Below are 16,658 nucleotides of genomic sequence, written 5' to 3'. Positions count from 1 at the left end.
AGCCAGTGAAATCTGTTTTTCTCCGCACCCGCTTACCAGGTCATTCACTCAGTTCGGTCAACACCTCGTCCGCCGTCGCAGTGGGCTGCGCGTGGGCAGGCTTTCGGGCCTGTCGGATCGCCGGTCGCCGGTAGAGGCAAGTGCGGTTTTGTTCATCGGTTTACTGACCTCCCACCGATAGAGCCGGGAGTGACCTAACCGGACTGGCCGGGTAGTCGTTCATGGCGCTGGTTGTTAAAGAGCGGCGGGTCTGTTGAGGCCCTTCGCAGTGGCTCTGTGTCGCTGCGATGGGTTTAATCTACAACCAAAAGTTACAGTACGCAAGCTTTTTGGTTGTAGAGTTTTCGATTTAAAGTTGTAGATGAGTTTCGCCATGGTTGTAGGTCGGAATCGCAGGTATGAAAAAGCCCGCACTTTGCGGGCTCTGGTGACTCTCGGCTATCAGTCGTTAATGGGTGGATACTTTCCGCTCACCGAGTCTCTATAGATGATCTCGCTGAACAGCCTTGGGCCGTCGCGCATCGTGACCAGGGCTTGCTTGGCTTCTTCCTTCGTTTCAAATGGGCCGGCACCCACAGCTAGGCCAATCATTGGAACAACCGGAAGCCCGGTACTGGTAATGGCTTCAATGGTTCGCTGCTGTTCTTCTTCGTCACGGCAGGCAGTTGATGCGACCCATCCATTTTTAAGTCGCGGGGCGGCTACTGGCTCAACATCGGCGCGGCAGTGCTTGCACTTGACCGCAGCAGTCTTGATGCTCTCGGCACACATAGGGCAGGGGCGAGTATCTTTCTCTACCTGGACGGCAGCAGGGGAGCCTTTACCACCCAGCAAAACCATGAGAAGGCCTGCGAGCGCAATCACACCGCCAACAATGGTGTGGATCTGGCGGTCGGCCATGAGCCCCAGGTTATTCACTCGGCCGCCAGCGCCGGTAGGCACGGATACATCCATACTAAGCGCGAAGATCAGCCAGCACGCGCCAACGATCAGCGCGAATGTCCCAAATCCTTTCATTGGATCCCTCCCGTAATTGAGCCCGCACTTTAGCATTAGTGGCGTACAGCCACCATCGGAGGGGTAGGGGCAGGGCTGATACAAGAAGCCCGGCGCTGGGCCGGGTTTTGGGTGGTTGCTGTTACTCAACCGATAGGAGATGGCGTTTGAAAATATCCCTCTTTTCGACCGAGTCCCAGTATTTCGATGTCTCAACGTGAACAACGGCACGAGAGGCAATTTTCAGCTTTTGAACCTGCTCAGTCAGCTTTAGAGGGAAACGCACAAGAACCTTCCCTTCCATTGTGCGTATAGCTAGCCGACCAGTGTCAGTTATTCCTGCAACGTTGCCCTGAATGGTTTCCTGATACTTTTCTGGCTCATTGATAGTGTCCAGAAGCGCCCGGACTCTTGTGATTTCGTCTGGCCGACCATCCCAAGTCTGCATCCCAGCGGAAGACCGCCAAGAAAACTGCACGGCAAGACCAGCACTACCCAGGCCTTTCATGAATTCACTGAGTTGGTGAGCAGATTTTCCACCAACTGCATCTACAGCGTCATAAAAGTCTTCCTGGTTGGAGTTCAGCAGTCTGAAAGTCTGCGTAAGCGTTGCTTGTAGCAGGCTATCGCCGGTCAAATCAGGGGCGGCGTTACCAGTGATGTAAACATGAGTAGAGCCGTGGGCGAGTCCTGCGAGTTTGAAGTTGAGCGCATTTAGCACATCACTTGCGACACCACGGACAGCGTCATTTCCGTAACGAAGGCGGTGCGCGGCAAGTTTCCATGCTTTGGAAAGCGGACCAATGGTATTTAGAAAGCTATCGAGCGGGATACTGCCGTTGGCTTGAGGACCTATCAGGCGAACGTCAACGAGCTCGCCAAGTTCATCGGACTCACTAAGCGCAACCTTGCTCATAATGGAGCGCGCAGTATCTTCTTGGTTTTTTGCTGCTAATTGCAGGAAAAAATCATCCGGGTTGTTTTTTGCTCGAGCTTTAGTATCTTCCGCAAATTCTTTCAAAGAAGCGGCGTGCTCGCGAAGGAAGCTGCTGCTCATATTGTGACCTCCGCGAATCCCTTCGCCGTTACTCGATCATGACAAGACCCTAGGATACCTCTCCAGTAAGCTTCCCGATGGAAAACCTGATCAGCAGCAGGTGTTTCGAGATACAAGTCTAGGTCATAAATCGCCTCGGCCGTGGCGTGGTCGAGCAGCCGCGCCACTTGCTGCTGTGCATCGGCTGACGCAGCTGCTGGTTCACGCCAGTTAGGGCTCCATATCACGCAGTCGATGTCGCCAGGATTCGGCTTGGCGGTGAGAAAAGACCCATCAATCCAAATCGTCCCCGTTACGCCTGCAGCCACAAGTGCCTCACTCCAAACGGACAGCTTCCGGAATAGATCTATTCTCCGCGCATCATCAGGAAAAGGGGCGACAGCAAGGTCGTAAATCTCTTGCAGGGTTTTTGCGTGCATGCCAGGTGGTAGAAGGGCGGGGAAATCAGGCTTTGGCATTGGCGGTGGATTCCATTCCGTTTCTATAAGTCGGTGCGTAGCAGCTTGAAGCGGGTCGGCGCCGGCGAGGTCTGTCTATCTTGCGTACATTCCCCACCAGAAAACGTGCCCCAGGATGCCGATCTGCTCGTCCTGCATCTGCTGGAAGCTGTAGTCCTCGTCGGGGTGGTCATCGCGGTTGAAGCTTCGTAATCTGATTCCTGACGGGAGCCTGAAAACCTGCTTAACGCGCATCTGGCCATTGTGATTTATGGCATAGAGGTCGCCGTCGATGATGTCGCCCAGGCTCGTTTTACCTAGGTCTATCCCCACTGTCGCGCCGTCACGCAAAACCGGCATCATGCTATTGCCCCGGACGGTAACGCACTTGGCGTTGCTGAACTGAACGCCGTTTTCGCGAAGATTCTTTTTGCGGAACCGAAGGCTCTCCCCTTCATCCTCCTGGATCACGAACCGGCCCGATCCTGCAGCCAGTTCGACTTCGCGCAGAAACGGAACTTCAACCTCGTCATCGTCGAGCGGGGTTTTCTCGTCCCAGCCATCAATGGACTTCATGGAGCTGGCATTCGAGTCGGGCGCGGTTCTGCCTGCTTCGCCGGGACCGCCATCTATTAGATAGCCCATTGAAGTCCCGAGCGCCTCAGCCAGGTCGCCCAGCTTGCTGTTACGCGGCGTAGAAACACCAGCCTCCCACTTCTGGACGGCCTGAGGGCTCAGCCCCAAACGACGGGCCAACTCCGACTGGCTAAGGCCTGCCGCCTCTCTCTTTTGCGCGATGCGCTCACCGATATTTTTCATCGACAAATCATACAAACAACGGTTGTAGATGTAATTGCGAATTTGAGTTGTAGATAAATACTTCCATGGGTTAACCTTAGGTTGTAGCTGTAACTTTGAGGTGCGTATGACGCAGACAGCAATCCAGAAGGCCGCGAAAGCTGCCGGCGGCCAATCCGCCCTAGCTCGGTCACTGAAGGTCACGCCACAAGCAGTGCAGAAGATGTGCGCCACCGGGCGCGTTCCTGCTGAGCGGGTGCTGGAGATCGAGAAATTAACAGGGGTTCATCGCTCTGAGCTTCGGCCAGACCTTTACCCACCAAGGGTGAAAAGGCCGCAGGCCGCCTAAGCGACATCCCTGTCCGCCGTTCCATTGAAGCCAGATTAGAAGAGAGCAGTTCCCATGCAAACGTCCAGTTCCAGACACACCGTACAAACCCGTGATCAGGTGCTGGTCGCTCATGCCCAAAACCAGATCGCCCGCACCAGCTTGAGCCAGGACGACTTCGCTCAGGCTTTGAGCCGCGAACTGCACCTGTCGATTCCTGATCGAGCCAAGGAGAAGGTCGTCCCTGACTTCAGTTCGTCCGAGCTGAATGGCGACGTGAAAGAGTTCGTGAAAGCAACCAGCCGCTGGCTCAAGCGTGTTCAACGCTGGCTGAACGGCGATCAGGAAATGCCGTCCTGGCTCGAAGAGTCTTGGGTCAACGCCCTTGAGCCTGAGTACCGCGATCACTGTCTGAACGAACTGGCGAGCCGTCACGGCTTGATCGGTGCCCGTCAAATGCAAAGCGACCAATGCGCCAATAAAAGCTTCGGTGCGTTGATCCGCGCGCTGGGCGATGTGATCGATACCGGCAGCGAAGTATTTGACGACCAGGTGATGTGCGAAGAGGACCTGCCGCATCTGCCAGCGTTCGCTGAGCAATGCCGTCAGGTCGAAGCCCGGGCGGGGGAGCTAGGACGGAAGGCCGAGACTTTGCTTGCGAAGCACAAACCGAATTTGAAGCTTGCCTGAATCGCAGGCACAAAAAAGCCGGGATTGCGCCCCGGCTAATTCATTACCACTTGATGAGGCCGATTATGCATAGCCAAGCTACTTCGAGCAATACCCCCAACAGTGTCGCGACACGTTTTTCGAGTTCTGAAAACGTGTCGCGTACCACGATGTCCTCCCGCGAGATCGCTAACGTCACCGGCAAGCGGCACGCCAACGTGAAGCGGGACATCGCTGCGATGCTGAAAGAGCTGAAATTAGATGTACTCAATTTTGAGCACATCTATCATGACGGTCAAAACCGGGAGCAGGTCGAATACATGCTCGACCGCGAACACACCGATTGCCTGCTCACCGGTTATAGCGCCCCGATGCGGATGAAAGTGATTCGCCGGTGGCGCGAGCTTGAACAGCAGCAGGGCGCCTGCGAGCAGGTTCTGCTCAATGGCACCAAGGTCGTCGGCGAGATCGCCATCATGGAGTGCTTCACGCGCCTGCTGAAGCCCGCGCCATCTTGCCAGATGGCCATGCTCACGAAGATCGCCCAGAACAACGGGCTCGATCCGAAGTTTCTCCCAGGCTACGCCGTCGACTCTGCACCTGATGCTGCCGGCGGCTCTTCGATGCCCACCAAGTCGGCCACGGCCTTGCTGAAAGACAACAGCATCCGCATTGCGCCTGCAGCATTCAACCGAGCACTGGCCGCCAAGGGCTTCCTCAAGCAGCTCCAGCGCAAAAACTCCAAGCAGGAAATGGTCGACTTCTGGTCGGTGACCGAGAAGGGCCTGGCCTACGGCAAAAACCTCACCAGCCCTCAATCCCCATGCGAGACACAGCCTCACTGGTACGTGGACCGCTTTCTCGAACTGGCCAAATTGGTCGGGAAGGCCTGATATGCAATTCACCGTCACGATCAATCAGGTGAAGGCGTTGGAGTGGGGGCTGAATTCTCAGCAGGCCCTGCTGTTCGCCTTCGTCTACGGCTGCCCGAGCTGGACCAAGCCAATCAAGACTGACGACGGGATCTTCTTCGCGCTGAGCAAGGCCAAGATCATCGAGGAGCTGCCGTTGCTCACCGACAAGCCAGACACTGCTTACCGCTTGCTGAAGGCCTTGGAAGAGGCGGGTTTGATTGAGCTTTCCAGCACTTCAAATATCACTCTGTTCCGCCTGACCGAGAAGGCGATCGAGTGGAACCAGAAGCTGGACGGGTCGGAAAAATATCCGACCCCACCAAAGAACGAAGGTCGGAAAAAAATCCGATCTACCTCGGAAAAAAATCCGAGCAAGGTCGGAGAAAAATCCGAACAAGGGTCGGAAAAATCTCCGACAAATCAGGATACCAATCATCAGGGTACCAGTCAGGGTACCAGTCAGGACTTGCAAGGCAGCCCGGACAAGCCGGCCCGCAATCTGGTTCTCGTGATCGATCGCACCGATGCGCCACGGGTCGAGATTCCCGCTGACATGCCGGGCCCAAAAGACCAGTCCTGCAAAACCTTCAAGGTCTGGGCGAACTACGCCATGGCCTACCGCAAGCGCTACAGCACCTGGCCCGTGTGGAACGCCAAGGTCGGTGGCCAGCTGGGCCAACTGGTCGACCGCCTCGGCGCCGATGTCGCCCATCACGTCGCCGCCCACTTCCTGAAAACCAGCGATGCCGCCGTTCTGCGCAAGTGCCACAGCCTCAACGAACTGCTGGCCAACGCGGAGAGCTACCACACCCAGTGGGTGACTGGTCAGCGCATCAACGGGACAACTGCCCGCCAGATGGAACGTACCGAAGCGAACGTCTCCGCCGCCGAACAGGCCGCGCAAATGGTCTTGGCCAAGCGCCAAGCGGGAGAGCGCAATGAGTACCTTTGAAATGAACGACCAGCAGGTTGCCGGGCTCGCTGCAGCGATCTGCGCCACCGCCGAGGCCATGGGTCAGGAAATGAACCCGGGCACCGCGGCGATGATGGCCGAAGACCTTTGCGCTTACCCGGTACCGGTAGTGAAAGCCGCGCTGAAGGCCTGCCGCTTTGAGGTGAAGGGCAAGTTGGCAATGGCTGACATTCTTCAGCGCGTTCAGATTGCTGACGGCCGGCCGGGCAAGGACGAGGCCTGGGCGATCGCGGTGACCACCAACGATGAATTCGAAACCGTGGTGCTGACCGACGAGATCCAGCTCGCACTCGCAGCGGCAAAACCTGTCCTCGATGCCGGCGACAAGGTCGGTGCGCGCATGGCGTTCAACAGTGCTTATGAGCGTCTGGTGGGTCAGGCCCGGGAGGACAACAAACACGTCAATTGGCATGTGTCCGTCGGCTTCGATGCCAACCGCCGGACGCAGGCGATCACAAAGGCTGTGCAGATGCAGCGCATCCCGCAGGAGCGAGCTCAGCAATATCTGGCCGACTTGAGTGTCGCGCCGGTCACTGAAGATGGTCGGGCCGTCGTTGCGCTGCTCACCGGTGAGGTTGCGCGTCCTTCGCCAAAGCTGCGCGAGAAGCTCGCCGCGGTGAAGGATTCGATGCTCGCCATGCGCCAGGCATCGGCCGAGGAAAAAACAGAACTGCGAATTCTGGCAGCCAATGAGCTGGCGGATCGCCGGGCGCTGCTCATTCAGCAGGCCGAACAATTGGAAGCAAGGAGTGCGGTTCAATGACCATCGACAGACAAAAACTCCAGAAGCTGCTGTGGGCCGAAGCCGCGTCCTTCCGTGCCGACTGCGCAGATTGGAAGCGCAACACCGAGGCGCTGCAGGAATTCCTTGGGGAGAAGACTGTGGAGGAGGTGGCGTTGGAGCTGCTGGCTGAAAACGAGGCGCTGCGCAAGGCTGCGCTGGAGGCCCGCGAATTCATTCACGAAGCCGAGGTGCGTGGGCTTCTGGATGAAAACAATGAGGTTTCCTTCAGGCACCCAAGGCGCCAAGCGTCTATCGCATCCATCGATGCCGCCATGAGCACGGCGGTGCAGTCATGACCGACAAGATCAGCGTCAACTGCCAGGCCAAACTCTCCGAAGCCATCACCGCGCTCAGCACTATGTTCCGCGACAAGAAGTTCGTCGTGGTATCGCTGCGCCCAGGCAAGGACCGCACGCTCGACCAAAACCGGCTGTGGTTCGCGATGTACAAGCGCATCGCGGAAATGACCCAGATCGGCGATGAGGCTGAAGCCCGTCGCTACTGCAAGCTGCACATCGGCGTGCAGATCCTGCTGAACGAGGATGCCGGGTTTCAGGCTGAGTGGTACCGGGTGATGCGTCACCTGCCATACGAAACGAAGCTGGAGATGATGGGGGGTTGCCATTTGTTCGGCCCGGATGGTTTCCCGGTGACCAGTCTGTTCAATCGTTCCCAGGGCATTGCCTACACCGATCGCATTGTCGCGCGCTTCACACCGCAGGGCGTTTACTTCGATGATCTGCTGAGCCAGGAGGCCGCATGACAATTGAACGGAAGCAGCCCAAGCCGAGGAAATGCCGAGTCGCTACTTGCAGGGCCTCATTCGTCCCATCGCGGATGGGGCAGGCGGTTTGCAGTCCGGCCTGCGCGGCGATTGATGCACCGCGCCACATGGAGAAAGCCCGCAAGGCCATTGCCCAGCGCGACCGCCGCGAGATCCAGGTCCGCAAAGAGGCCCTGAAAAGTCGCGGCGATCACCTCAAGGATGCCGAGAAGGCGGTACGCGACTACCGGCGCACCTATGAGCTGAGCATCGGCAGCGGTTGCATCAGCTGCGGAGAGTTGCAGGAATCGATTCTGGCCGCCCAAGGCTGGAAGGTGGGAGGGGCATTTGACGCGGGCCATTTCATGGGCAAAGGCGCCCGGCCCGAGCTGCGCCTGGAACCATCCAACATATGGCTTCAGTGCAAGGCCTGTAACTCAGGCTCCTACATGCATGCCCGCAAGGGATACACCGTCTCCCAAGGCTTCCGAACTGGTCTTATCGCCCGCATCGGCCTGGAGGCCGTCGAAGCGCTTGAAGCCGACCACGAACCACGAAAGCACACCGTAGACGAACTCAAGGCGATCACCGCCGAATACCGGGCCAAGACCCGCGAACTGAAGAGGGCTGCAGCATGACGCAAGTTGCGCAAATCACCGGCGGCGCCAGCAGACCCTCGAAGGGCTGGCTCAAGCCGATGTTTCCCATAACCGGCAAAGCACATTACTTCAACCAAGAGAGGGCGTACGCAGCCGTCACCGCTCATGGTCGCGCTTATTTCTGGCGGTCGCTCTGCGGGATCGACACTGTGAGCACGGACAAGATGCCAATGTTCGAACCAGGTAACTGGGATCGCTGCAAAAAGTGCGGACATAAACTGGCTCGGAGGGCCGTAGCATGACCTATCGCAACGTGATTTCCGCCGTGGTCCGGGCCTTGGCAGCCGAGACGATCAACAGTTCCGGCGGATGCAACGTCGAGCCCCGGGTACAGGCCAGCAAGCTCAAGGGCGAGATATCCGGGAAGGATGCCGCGCTGTTGGCTGACTGCATCGTGCACAAGCTCCTGCACGCCCAGCTTTCCCCGAGGCACTGGAACGCCCTCGTCGCCAAGTACAGCACGCATCGGGGCCGCAAGATCGATTCCATCGGCCGGCTGGTCGCCGTGGTGAAGACCCCAGCACCGCAGCGCTTCACGCAACAGTCCGTCTTGGTCTGGGCGGTGCCGCAGCAGGTGAAGGGCATTCAGCGAGCGGTGACCCAGATCAAAGCACCTAAGCACCGGGAGAACAAGGAGGAGGGGCAGTGGGATTGGCGCAACGCAGCAGCAGACGCTGACGTCGCCCGGGCCAACAAGCATGCGCGCGCCGTAGCCGAGGAAAAGCCAGGCGAGATGATCGTCCTGGCCGACTCGAATTACGACATGACGAATTGGGATTCCCAAGGGCTTACAGAACGCACTTACCAGCGATGGAATAAGGCCATCAAGGACGGGCTGGAGTCGCTTGTGAACGAGGCTCTGGTCGAGGCGCAACACATGCTTGAAGCAGTCGGAGTGCTGGAAGGTGAGGCGGCGTGAAATAGTCCCTTAAAAGGGCTTGCAATGTCATGTCGCCATGTCGCATTATTCACCCATCCTGTCATTCCTGCGCGTATCGAGGAGTGACGGCCCGGGCAGGAAGCTGCGGCTTCGGAGCAGGCGGGTTGTTGATGTTTGGAGGGCTGGCAGCAGTATTGTTTATGTGGTTCCTGCAAGCTCGCATCGATACACCAAACGCAAAACAACAACCTGGACAAGTAGGAGAAGGGCGTATGAAGACACTCATTAAGAAAACGTTGGTAAATTTCCTGGCAAACGCATCAACGGCCTTCTACGTCAACAACCTGCCTGCTTTGACCTTTCGAGCGCCCCGGTAATACCGAGGATGCTCAACCAGTTGCACCGTGTCGCTTGTCTGGCACAACCAACACCGAAACCCGGCCTCCAAGCCGGGTTTTTTTATGGCTCGAATTTACCTGTAGCCTGGACAGCCCTCGGGAAGGCCTGGACGTCGATAGCCGGATAGTGCGACGTCCGGAATCAACGCCGGCAGCCCGTGCACCCTTGCTCCAACCATGCGTTGGGGTGGCGCGAGACAGGAACAGCGAGATCGATGCAAAGGGGCGTCGACGCTGGGAAAGTCTTTGGCCGACAGCTCGGAAAGACGAGCGCACCTATTCAGGGCCTCTGCATTCGCAGGGGCTTTTTCGTTTTCGGCTCCCCACACCCATAGCCCCGAGCTGGGAGTGCAGCGGACGCCGGATTTATCAATCTCCCCAAGGGGGAGGCAACCCGGATGCCAAACATGCCTGACAAGCCAGACACATGGGCCAAGATCTGGCTGGCGTTGAGCAATCCGCTCTGGCAGGGCGTGATCATGTCCATCACCGTATCGTTGCTTCGAGTCATGTACGACGCGAAGGAAACCAGTAAGCGCCGGATTGTGTTCGAGGCGCTGATCTGCGGATCGCTGAGCTTGGTCGCGTCCAGCATTATCGAGTGGATGGCCTGGCCTTCCAGTTTGTCGGTCGCTGCCGGTGGCACGATCGGCTTTCTCGGCGTGACAGCCATTCGCGAGCTGGTGACCCGCTTCCTCGGTCGCAAGGCGGATGCCGCATGAAGGCCTTCGCTGCTGCAATCATCATCGCCCTGGTCGGCCTGCTCCTCATTGGGATTCAACAGTCGCGAGTCGTCGCCCTTCGCGGAGAGGTGGCATTCGAAGCCAGCGAGAGGCAAAAGGCGGTCGACGCCAACCTCGAAAGCCAGGCCACGATCACCACCCTGCGCGCCGAAGCCCAGCGCAACGCCGATTACCAGAAAGACCTGAACAAGCGGTTACAGGCCAGCCAGGCCAAAGCCAGAAAGGCGGAGAAGAACTTTGAAGAACTCAAACGCAACAGCAAGCCTGTTCGTGATTGGGCTGCTCAGCCTCTGCCTGACGGCCTGCGCGGGAAAGCCGGCACTGGTAACAAAGACAGCGACGGTAAGAGTCGAGCCCCCTGAGCTGGTGCCATGTGAGCGGGTAGCTGATGAAGACCTTGCCGACAACGGCCAGCTGTGGGAACTGAAGAACCAAGCCATAAACCTGCTCGACACCTGTGCAGATCAGGTAGATGCGCAGATCAAGCGCAGTCAGAGTAAGTAGGTCGCGACACGTTTCGCGAGAGTGCAAATTGTGTCGCAACCTGTTCAAAAGACATTATCGCGCTTGTATTGGCCATGAAGCTGCTTGAGCGCTCCCTGATATTCGGAAGCAGTAAGCTTTGACTTAAGCCTCACCATGACATCCTGAGCGGTTGAGCTTACCGTCTCGGTGTTCCTCCCGGTTCGCTCCGCCCATTCTGATGCGGCCTTCAACACAGCTGTTTCATCAATGCGATGGCTCACTTACGGATTTCCCTTGTTAAGTGCAAGTGATCTTAGTTGAGTGGGCGGATGGAGATGAAATGATTCGACCAACGCCGCCTGAGTCGCTGCTAAACCTGTCTGAGATGTCCAGCTTCGGTATCCGCCTGGTCCCTGCGCCTGAGGTGTGGGAGTGGCTCCAGGCAGAGATCCTTTCCGACACCGGCAGCATCCATAATGAAGACCATGCCCATCTGATCGATGCGGACGTGAGAGTCATGTGGGCGTCTGCCGCATTCACGAAGAAGGGTCGGACGGTGGTAGGCCAGGCCGAACAGGTAGCGTTCCGGGCTGGTGGGTGGCAGAAGGCTCGCATGGAACAGCAGATGCTGGATTGGTTCGGCGACGTGCCGGCCTACATCATCACCCTGGCTGCTGACTACTGCGCTCAATGCTCCGACGCTGACTTCTGCGCACTGGTTGAACACGAGCTGTACCACATCGCCCAAGCGACCGATCAGTACGGCGCGCCCAAGTTCACCCAGGAAGGATTACCCAAGCTTGAGATGCGCGGACACGACGTTGAAGAGTTCGTCGGTGTCGTGCGTCGGTATGGGGCGAGCCCTCAAGTGCAAGAGCTGGTGGACGCTGCAAACAATCCTGCTGAGGTGGGGAAATTGAACATATCGAGGGCCTGCGGAACCTGTCTGCTCAAGTCGGCCTGACTTTGACAGTACTTTGACGGATGCCCACTTATGGCCGCACTCAGAGACGAGGTGAAAGCCTTTGTTGTACAGGCTCTCGCCTGCTTTGACACGCCATCGCAAGTGGTGGCGTCCGTCAAAGAAAGATTCGGGCTCGAAGTTACCCGCCAGCAGTGCGAGGCATACGACCCAACCAAGTACGTTGGACGCAACCTGCACGTGAAGTGGCAGACGCTGTTCAACGACACCCGCAAGAGGTTCCGCGAAGAGACGGCAGAGATCCCGATCGCGAACCGTGCGTATCGACTTCGCGCCCTGGGACGCATGGCCGAGAAGGCCGAGAACATGAAGAACATGGCGCTGACTGCCCAGTTGCTGGAGCAGGCAGCCAAAGAAGTGGGCGACGTTTACGTGAACCGTCGTCTCGAACCTGAAAAACCTCTGGGCTCCCAAGCGGACCAGCAGCACGCAGTTGCTGAGTACACCCTGGAGCCTGATGAGAATGTCCCCGCTACCCCGTACCTATGACCCGCCGGTAAAGCTGACGCCGAAGCAGGCGAACATTTACTGCTGGGGCTTCCAGCCTCAGGCGCGCTTTCGCGATGCGGTGTGTGGTCGACGGTTCGGCAAGACGTTCTTGGGCAAAGCTGAGATGCGCCGAGCTGCTCGACTCGCTGCTGAGTGGGGTGTGAGCGTCGAAGATGAGATCTGGTACGGCGCTCCAACGTTCAAGCAGGCCAAGCGCGTGTTCTGGCGACGGTTGAAGCAGGCGATCCCCGAAGCGTGGCGTGCACACCGGCCAAACGAAACGGAATGCTCGATCACGCTCAAATCTGGGCATGTGATGCGCGTGGTGGGGCTCGACAATTACGACAACTTGCGCGGCTCCGGTCTGTTCTTCGTTTTGGTGGATGAATGGGCGGATTGCCCGTGGGAAGCATGGGAAGAGGTCCTCCGGCCGATGCTTTCGACCTGCCAATACTCGATACCGGGCATTGGCATGCGGAAGGGCGGTCACGCGCTACGTATCGGCACGCCCAAGGGGTTCAATCACTGCTACGACACGTTCCAAGATGGCCGGCCGGGGCATGAGCCTGACCACAAAAGCTGGCTCTATACCTCGCTCGATGGAGGCAACGTGCCGGCTGAAGAGCTGGATGCGGCCCGGCGCAAGATGGACCCCCGAACCTTCCGGCAGGAATACGAGGCTAGCTTTGAGAACTACGCGGGTGTCGTCTATTACACGTTCAATCGTGAGGCGAACCGCACCAGCGAAACCATTAAGCGTGGCGAGGCCCTGCACATCGGCATGGACTTCAACGTCATGAAGATGGCGGCAGTCGTGCACGTCATTCGCGATGACCTGCCACTGGCACTCAGCGAGTTTTCAGATGTACGGGACACGCCTGAGATGATCGAGAAGATCAAGCTCCGCTTTCCTGACCACAGCATTGCGATCTACCCGGACGCCAGCGGCCAGAACACAAGCAGCAAGAGCGCAAGCGAATCTGACCTGTCACTGCTGAAAAAGGCTGGATTTACCGTAGTGGTGGATTCGACCAACCCCGCTGTGAAGGATCGGGTCAACGCCATGTGCGCGATGTTCGCTAATACCTACGGCGAGCATCGATATCTGATCAACGTCGACCAGTGTCCGAAATACACGCAGTGCCTGGAGCGCCAGATTTACACCGACAAGGGCGAGCCCGATAAGAAGGCCGGCTACGACCACCTGGTGGATGCCCCTGGCTACTTCATTGCCAAGCGGTACCCGATCAAAACACGCACAGGCGGAACACGCCGAATTGGAGGCTTGGCCTGATGCCAGTGCAATCGACAAACCCTGACTACGACGCGCACATCGCCGAGTGGGAAATGATGGACGACGCGCTCGAGGGTGAATGCGCCGTCAAGCGTAACGAGCGCAACCTTCCCAAGCCGAGCGGCATGGTCGAAGCTGAGAAGCTCGACGGTGCGGGCAACAAGTATCTCTACGAGAACTACACGAACCGCGCTCAGTACGAGCATTGGGTGCGCGATTCGCTGCGGTCAATGATGGGGCTGGTTTCCCGACTTATCCCGGAGATTGAGCTGCCCGCCGGCCTGAAGGGGATCGAGGACAATGCCACTTCTGACGGCTTCGGCCTGAAGCAGCTGTTCTTCCGAATGGTGCGCCAAGCTATTTCACACGGCCGCGTCCCGCTGGTGGTGAACATCGATGAGCGCGGCGAACCGTACTTCTCGACATACGCCACGCGTAACGCCATCAACTGGGACACCGCTGATCAAGGTGGCCGGCAAGATCTAGTCCTTTCGGTTTTCCGGGAGTTCCGCAAGAAGGGCGGCGACCGCTACAGCCATGAATGCGACACGGTGTTCCGTGAGTTCTTCATGCAAGGCGAGACCTGTTACACCGCTGTGCGGAACGAAGGTGGTCAGATCGTCGAGGAGGAGAAACCCTTGGGCACCACTGGCACCGACAACCGACTGGTCAAAGGCCTGTCATACCTGCCGGTGATCTATTGCGGCTCGACCGACAACTCGCCGGAAGTGGACGAAGTGCCGCTGCTCACAATGTCGCGCGCCGCGCTGAAGTCCTATCAACTGAGCGCTGACTACTTCACTGCGTTACACCAAACCAGCCACCCGCAACCTTGGGTATCTGGCCTCGATGACTCGGTGGAGCTGAGCGTGACCGGGCCATCTGCTGCTTGGGATCTGGGCCCGAATGGCGAGTGCGGTTACCTGGAGTTCCAAGGTGCCGGCATTGAAGCAGTCCGCAGGGCAATGGACGACCAGAAGAACGCCGCGCTTGAAGCGGGTGCCAAGGTCATGGACATAGGCGGCACAGAATCGGGCGAGGCGCGCAAAACGCGTCAGAACGACCAGCACGCCACTTTGCACAGCATTGTCGTCACGGTGGCGGAGGCAGTGGAGCAGGGGTTGCGGTACGCAGCTGAGTGGAAGGGTTACGACCCCAAGCAGGTCAAGTTCAAGGTGAGCCCTGAACTTGTGACCCCTGTGGTCGATGCCCAGGTGCTTGCTGAGCTGCTCAAGGGCGTGATGGCCGGCACGATCAGCGCCGACACCTACTGGCAGTACCTCACCACCGGCAAGTTGCCGGAACGCCCATACGAAGACGAAGCCGACCTGATCAGCGATGAGCGCGAGTCGGCCGGCATCAACCTGGATAAAGACGATGCCATCGACAAACCTGGCGCAGGCGGACAGCCAACTGCTGGAGCAGACGACGCGCCACTCGGTAATGCTGGAGCGGCTTAAGGCCGGCGAGGTCAAGAAGTTCGAGAAGTACCTTCGCCAGATAGATACGCTTGTGCGGGTGCAGTTGACGCGCAAGGAGTTGACCACCTACAGCCGGGACCGTTTTGAACAATTTCTGGCCCGAGTGGACGGCAAACTACTCGAGATCTACAAGGCCTACGGCGATCTGATACAGGCCGATCTGGTCGACATTGCACTGTACGAGTCGACCTTCGAGGCCAACAGCCTGAGCAATGCGCTTTCCATCGATGCGGTGGTGCCGAGCAACACAGTGATCCGCGCGGCGGTGTTTTCCTATCCGCTACAGGTGAAAGGCATCGACGGCGGCAAGCTGCTCAAGAGTTTCGTCAGTGGCTGGACGCGCACGGAGACGATGCGCGTGACGAACACCATCAGGCTTGGTTTCGGCCAGGGTCAAACGAACGCCCAGATCATTCAGGCGATTCGCGGCACCGCGGCACAGAACTTCACGGACGGCGTCCTCGCGGTGAGCAATCGCAACGCTGCTGCCGTGGTGCAGACGGCAATCCAGCACGTGGCCACGACGTCGCGAATGGAGACGCTGAAAGCCAACAGCGACGTTGTGCTCGGCTATCGCTGGGTTTCGACGCTCGACCGCAAGACTTCGCAGCAGTGCAAGGGCTTGGATGGCATGCGCTTCGACCTGGGCAAAGGGCCGCTGCCGCCGGCGCACATTAACTGCCGGTCAACCACGGTGCCGACAACCCGCCTTTCCGAGATGTTCGCCAAGGACGCTACGCGCGCTGCGGTAGGCGAAAACGGCGGAGCACAGGTAGATGCGAGCCTGAACTATTACGAATGGCTGGCAACGCAGCCGGCGAGTTTCCAAGATCATGCGCTCGGCCCGGTGCGGGCCAAGTTGTTCCGTGATGGAGGGCTGACTCCGGAGAAATTTGCCAAGCTGCAGCTCGACAAGTCGTTCAAACCGCTGACGCTGCCGCAACTGAAAGCCGCTGAGCCGGACATGTTCATCCGTGCAGGCGTTACACTCGGCGCTTCACCGGGTTGAGAAAGCCGATGCATATCATTGTTGAAGACGGAAAGGGCAGACCGGACGCAAATAGCTTCGTGCCGCTGGAGAAGCTGACCTTCTACCGCGACTACTACGGGTTCCGGATACCTGAGGCAGAGGCCGAGCAGGTCGAACTGCTGCTGCGCGCCGCGGCCGACATCAACGGTCGACAGTGGAAGGGTCGAAAGGCCAATCCCGACCAGGCTATGGCCTGGCCGCGGCGTGACTGCAAGATCGAATACCAGACGCTCTCCGAGACATTCGTGCCCTTTGAACTCGAATGGGGCCAAGTACGGCTGGCGGTCGAGCTATACGCTGCCGAGCAGCGATTCACGATTGAAGAGCCGACGCATTGCACTGAGCCGAATGGCCGGCGAACGCGCCTCAACCGCGATACGCCTGGTCTGCGCATGCGTCCTCCTCCATACGCGCCAAGTAGAACTCACTTTGCCGATTACCTGACCATGCGAGGGTTGAAGCTCGTCGTGTAACGTGATGGCGTTTTGATTGTGTTATTTGGTATAAAGGCCGCCATC

Annotated in this window: 23 protein-coding genes; 18 read left to right on the top strand and 5 right to left on the bottom strand. The window is 58.3% G+C overall.

The genetic code is table 11. From position 1 onward, the window contains the following. Positions 1 to 441: 441 nt before the first annotated feature. From ACYYKW_RS08000 to ACYYKW_RS07985, 4 genes are all read right to left on the bottom strand, one after another. Entirely contained in the window at positions 442 to 1,017 is a 576-nt protein-coding gene (locus ACYYKW_RS08000; protein ID WP_464989837.1) for a hypothetical protein, read from the bottom strand. Between the two features lie 121 nt (positions 1,018 to 1,138). Then, positions 1,139 to 2,053, bottom strand: a complete 915-nt coding sequence (locus ACYYKW_RS07995; RefSeq protein ID WP_464989836.1) for a hypothetical protein — start codon at positions 2,051 to 2,053, stop codon at positions 1,139 to 1,141. Next, positions 2,050 to 2,511 carry a DUF6932 family protein gene (locus tag ACYYKW_RS07990; RefSeq protein ID WP_464989835.1) on the bottom strand — a complete coding sequence of 154 codons (462 nt, stop codon included), beginning with the start codon at positions 2,509 to 2,511 and terminating at the stop codon, positions 2,050 to 2,052. The genes ACYYKW_RS07995 and ACYYKW_RS07990 overlap by 4 nt, the downstream gene beginning before the upstream one ends. 75 nt (positions 2,512 to 2,586) lie before the next feature. Next, entirely contained in the window at positions 2,587 to 3,522 is a 936-nt protein-coding gene (locus ACYYKW_RS07985; RefSeq protein ID WP_464989834.1) for an XRE family transcriptional regulator, read from the bottom strand. Between ACYYKW_RS07985 and ACYYKW_RS07980 the strand changes: the two genes are divergently transcribed. The 12 genes from ACYYKW_RS07980 to ACYYKW_RS07925 all read left to right on the top strand — a co-directional run bounded on the left by ACYYKW_RS07980 (position 3,416) and on the right by ACYYKW_RS07925 (position 10,903). Beyond that, a complete protein-coding gene (locus ACYYKW_RS07980) occupies positions 3,416 to 3,637 on the top strand; it encodes a transcriptional regulator (protein ID WP_021491160.1) in 222 nt (73 codons plus the stop codon). The genes ACYYKW_RS07985 and ACYYKW_RS07980 overlap by 107 nt on opposite strands. 54 nt (positions 3,638 to 3,691) lie before the next feature. Continuing rightward, complete coding sequence (locus ACYYKW_RS07975; RefSeq protein ID WP_464989833.1) at positions 3,692 to 4,306, top strand: hypothetical protein; 615 nt, start codon at positions 3,692 to 3,694, stop codon at positions 4,304 to 4,306. A 149-nt stretch (positions 4,307 to 4,455) separates the two neighbouring features. Then, positions 4,456 to 5,178, top strand: a complete 723-nt coding sequence (locus tag ACYYKW_RS07970) for a Rha family transcriptional regulator (RefSeq protein ID WP_464989888.1) — start codon at positions 4,456 to 4,458, stop codon at positions 5,176 to 5,178. A gap of 1 nt (position 5,179) precedes the next feature. Further along, positions 5,180 to 6,151: a phage replication protein gene (locus tag ACYYKW_RS07965; protein ID WP_464989832.1), complete on the top strand. Its 972-nt coding sequence runs from the start codon at positions 5,180 to 5,182 to the stop codon at positions 6,149 to 6,151. Further along, positions 6,138 to 6,935: a hypothetical protein gene (locus ACYYKW_RS07960; RefSeq protein ID WP_464989831.1), complete on the top strand. Its 798-nt coding sequence runs from the start codon at positions 6,138 to 6,140 to the stop codon at positions 6,933 to 6,935. Before ACYYKW_RS07965 ends, ACYYKW_RS07960 begins: the two co-directional genes overlap by 14 nt. Then, positions 6,932 to 7,252: a hypothetical protein gene (locus ACYYKW_RS07955; protein ID WP_464989830.1), complete on the top strand. Its 321-nt coding sequence runs from the start codon at positions 6,932 to 6,934 to the stop codon at positions 7,250 to 7,252. Before ACYYKW_RS07960 ends, ACYYKW_RS07955 begins: the two co-directional genes overlap by 4 nt. Beyond that, positions 7,249 to 7,719: a NinB/YbcN family protein gene (locus tag ACYYKW_RS07950; RefSeq protein ID WP_464989829.1), complete on the top strand. Its 471-nt coding sequence runs from the start codon at positions 7,249 to 7,251 to the stop codon at positions 7,717 to 7,719. Before ACYYKW_RS07955 ends, ACYYKW_RS07950 begins: the two co-directional genes overlap by 4 nt. Continuing rightward, positions 7,716 to 8,357: a recombination protein NinG gene (locus tag ACYYKW_RS07945; protein WP_464989828.1), complete on the top strand. Its 642-nt coding sequence runs from the start codon at positions 7,716 to 7,718 to the stop codon at positions 8,355 to 8,357. Before ACYYKW_RS07950 ends, ACYYKW_RS07945 begins: the two co-directional genes overlap by 4 nt. A 259-nt stretch (positions 8,358 to 8,616) precedes the next feature. After that, a complete protein-coding gene (locus tag ACYYKW_RS07940) occupies positions 8,617 to 9,297 on the top strand; it encodes a hypothetical protein (RefSeq protein WP_464989827.1) in 681 nt (226 codons plus the stop codon). A gap of 766 nt (positions 9,298 to 10,063) precedes the next feature. Beyond that, the gene (locus tag ACYYKW_RS07935) at positions 10,064 to 10,378 is read left to right on the top strand and encodes a phage holin, lambda family (RefSeq protein WP_162276419.1); all 315 of its coding nucleotides are present in this window, start codon (positions 10,064 to 10,066) and stop codon (positions 10,376 to 10,378) included. Next, positions 10,375 to 10,761: a hypothetical protein gene (locus ACYYKW_RS07930; RefSeq protein WP_464989826.1), complete on the top strand. Its 387-nt coding sequence runs from the start codon at positions 10,375 to 10,377 to the stop codon at positions 10,759 to 10,761. Before ACYYKW_RS07935 ends, ACYYKW_RS07930 begins: the two co-directional genes overlap by 4 nt. Further along, positions 10,721 to 10,903: a hypothetical protein gene (locus ACYYKW_RS07925; RefSeq protein WP_464989887.1), complete on the top strand. Its 183-nt coding sequence runs from the start codon at positions 10,721 to 10,723 to the stop codon at positions 10,901 to 10,903. The genes ACYYKW_RS07930 and ACYYKW_RS07925 overlap by 41 nt, the downstream gene beginning before the upstream one ends. A 44-nt stretch (positions 10,904 to 10,947) precedes the next feature. Here ACYYKW_RS07925 and ACYYKW_RS07920 read toward each other — a convergent pair whose 3' ends face one another. Then, a complete protein-coding gene (locus ACYYKW_RS07920) occupies positions 10,948 to 11,145 on the bottom strand; it encodes a hypothetical protein (RefSeq protein WP_464989825.1) in 198 nt (65 codons plus the stop codon). 59 nt (positions 11,146 to 11,204) lie between these two features. On the opposite strand from ACYYKW_RS07920, the gene ACYYKW_RS07915 reads away from it, so the two are divergent. Genes ACYYKW_RS07915 through ACYYKW_RS07890 form a run of 6 tightly spaced genes read left to right on the top strand, consistent with a single transcriptional unit; the run spans position 11,205 to position 16,613 of the window. Next, positions 11,205 to 11,828 carry a putative metallopeptidase gene (locus tag ACYYKW_RS07915; protein WP_464989824.1) on the top strand — a complete coding sequence of 208 codons (624 nt, stop codon included), beginning with the start codon at positions 11,205 to 11,207 and terminating at the stop codon, positions 11,826 to 11,828. 30 nt (positions 11,829 to 11,858) lie between these two features. Beyond that, entirely contained in the window at positions 11,859 to 12,335 is a 477-nt protein-coding gene (locus ACYYKW_RS07910; RefSeq protein ID WP_464989823.1) for a DUF2280 domain-containing protein, read from the top strand. After that, positions 12,310 to 13,629, top strand: coding sequence for a phage terminase large subunit family protein (locus ACYYKW_RS07905; protein ID WP_464989822.1), 1,320 nt, complete (start codon positions 12,310 to 12,312; stop codon positions 13,627 to 13,629). Before ACYYKW_RS07910 ends, ACYYKW_RS07905 begins: the two co-directional genes overlap by 26 nt. Then, positions 13,629 to 15,089 carry a DUF4055 domain-containing protein gene (locus ACYYKW_RS07900; protein ID WP_464989821.1) on the top strand — a complete coding sequence of 487 codons (1,461 nt, stop codon included), beginning with the start codon at positions 13,629 to 13,631 and terminating at the stop codon, positions 15,087 to 15,089. Before ACYYKW_RS07905 ends, ACYYKW_RS07900 begins: the two co-directional genes overlap by 1 nt. Continuing rightward, positions 15,007 to 16,119 carry a minor capsid protein gene (locus ACYYKW_RS07895; protein ID WP_464989820.1) on the top strand — a complete coding sequence of 371 codons (1,113 nt, stop codon included), beginning with the start codon at positions 15,007 to 15,009 and terminating at the stop codon, positions 16,117 to 16,119. Before ACYYKW_RS07900 ends, ACYYKW_RS07895 begins: the two co-directional genes overlap by 83 nt. 8 nt (positions 16,120 to 16,127) lie before the next feature. Next, positions 16,128 to 16,613: a DnaT-like ssDNA-binding protein gene (locus ACYYKW_RS07890; RefSeq protein ID WP_464989819.1), complete on the top strand. Its 486-nt coding sequence runs from the start codon at positions 16,128 to 16,130 to the stop codon at positions 16,611 to 16,613. Positions 16,614 to 16,658: the final 45 nt, after the last annotated feature.

The sequence above is a fragment of the Pseudomonas sp. 15C genome (assembly GCF_055484735.1).
Note: the sequence above shows the minus strand (reverse complement) of the source record. Positions and strands in the feature narration are given on the sequence as shown.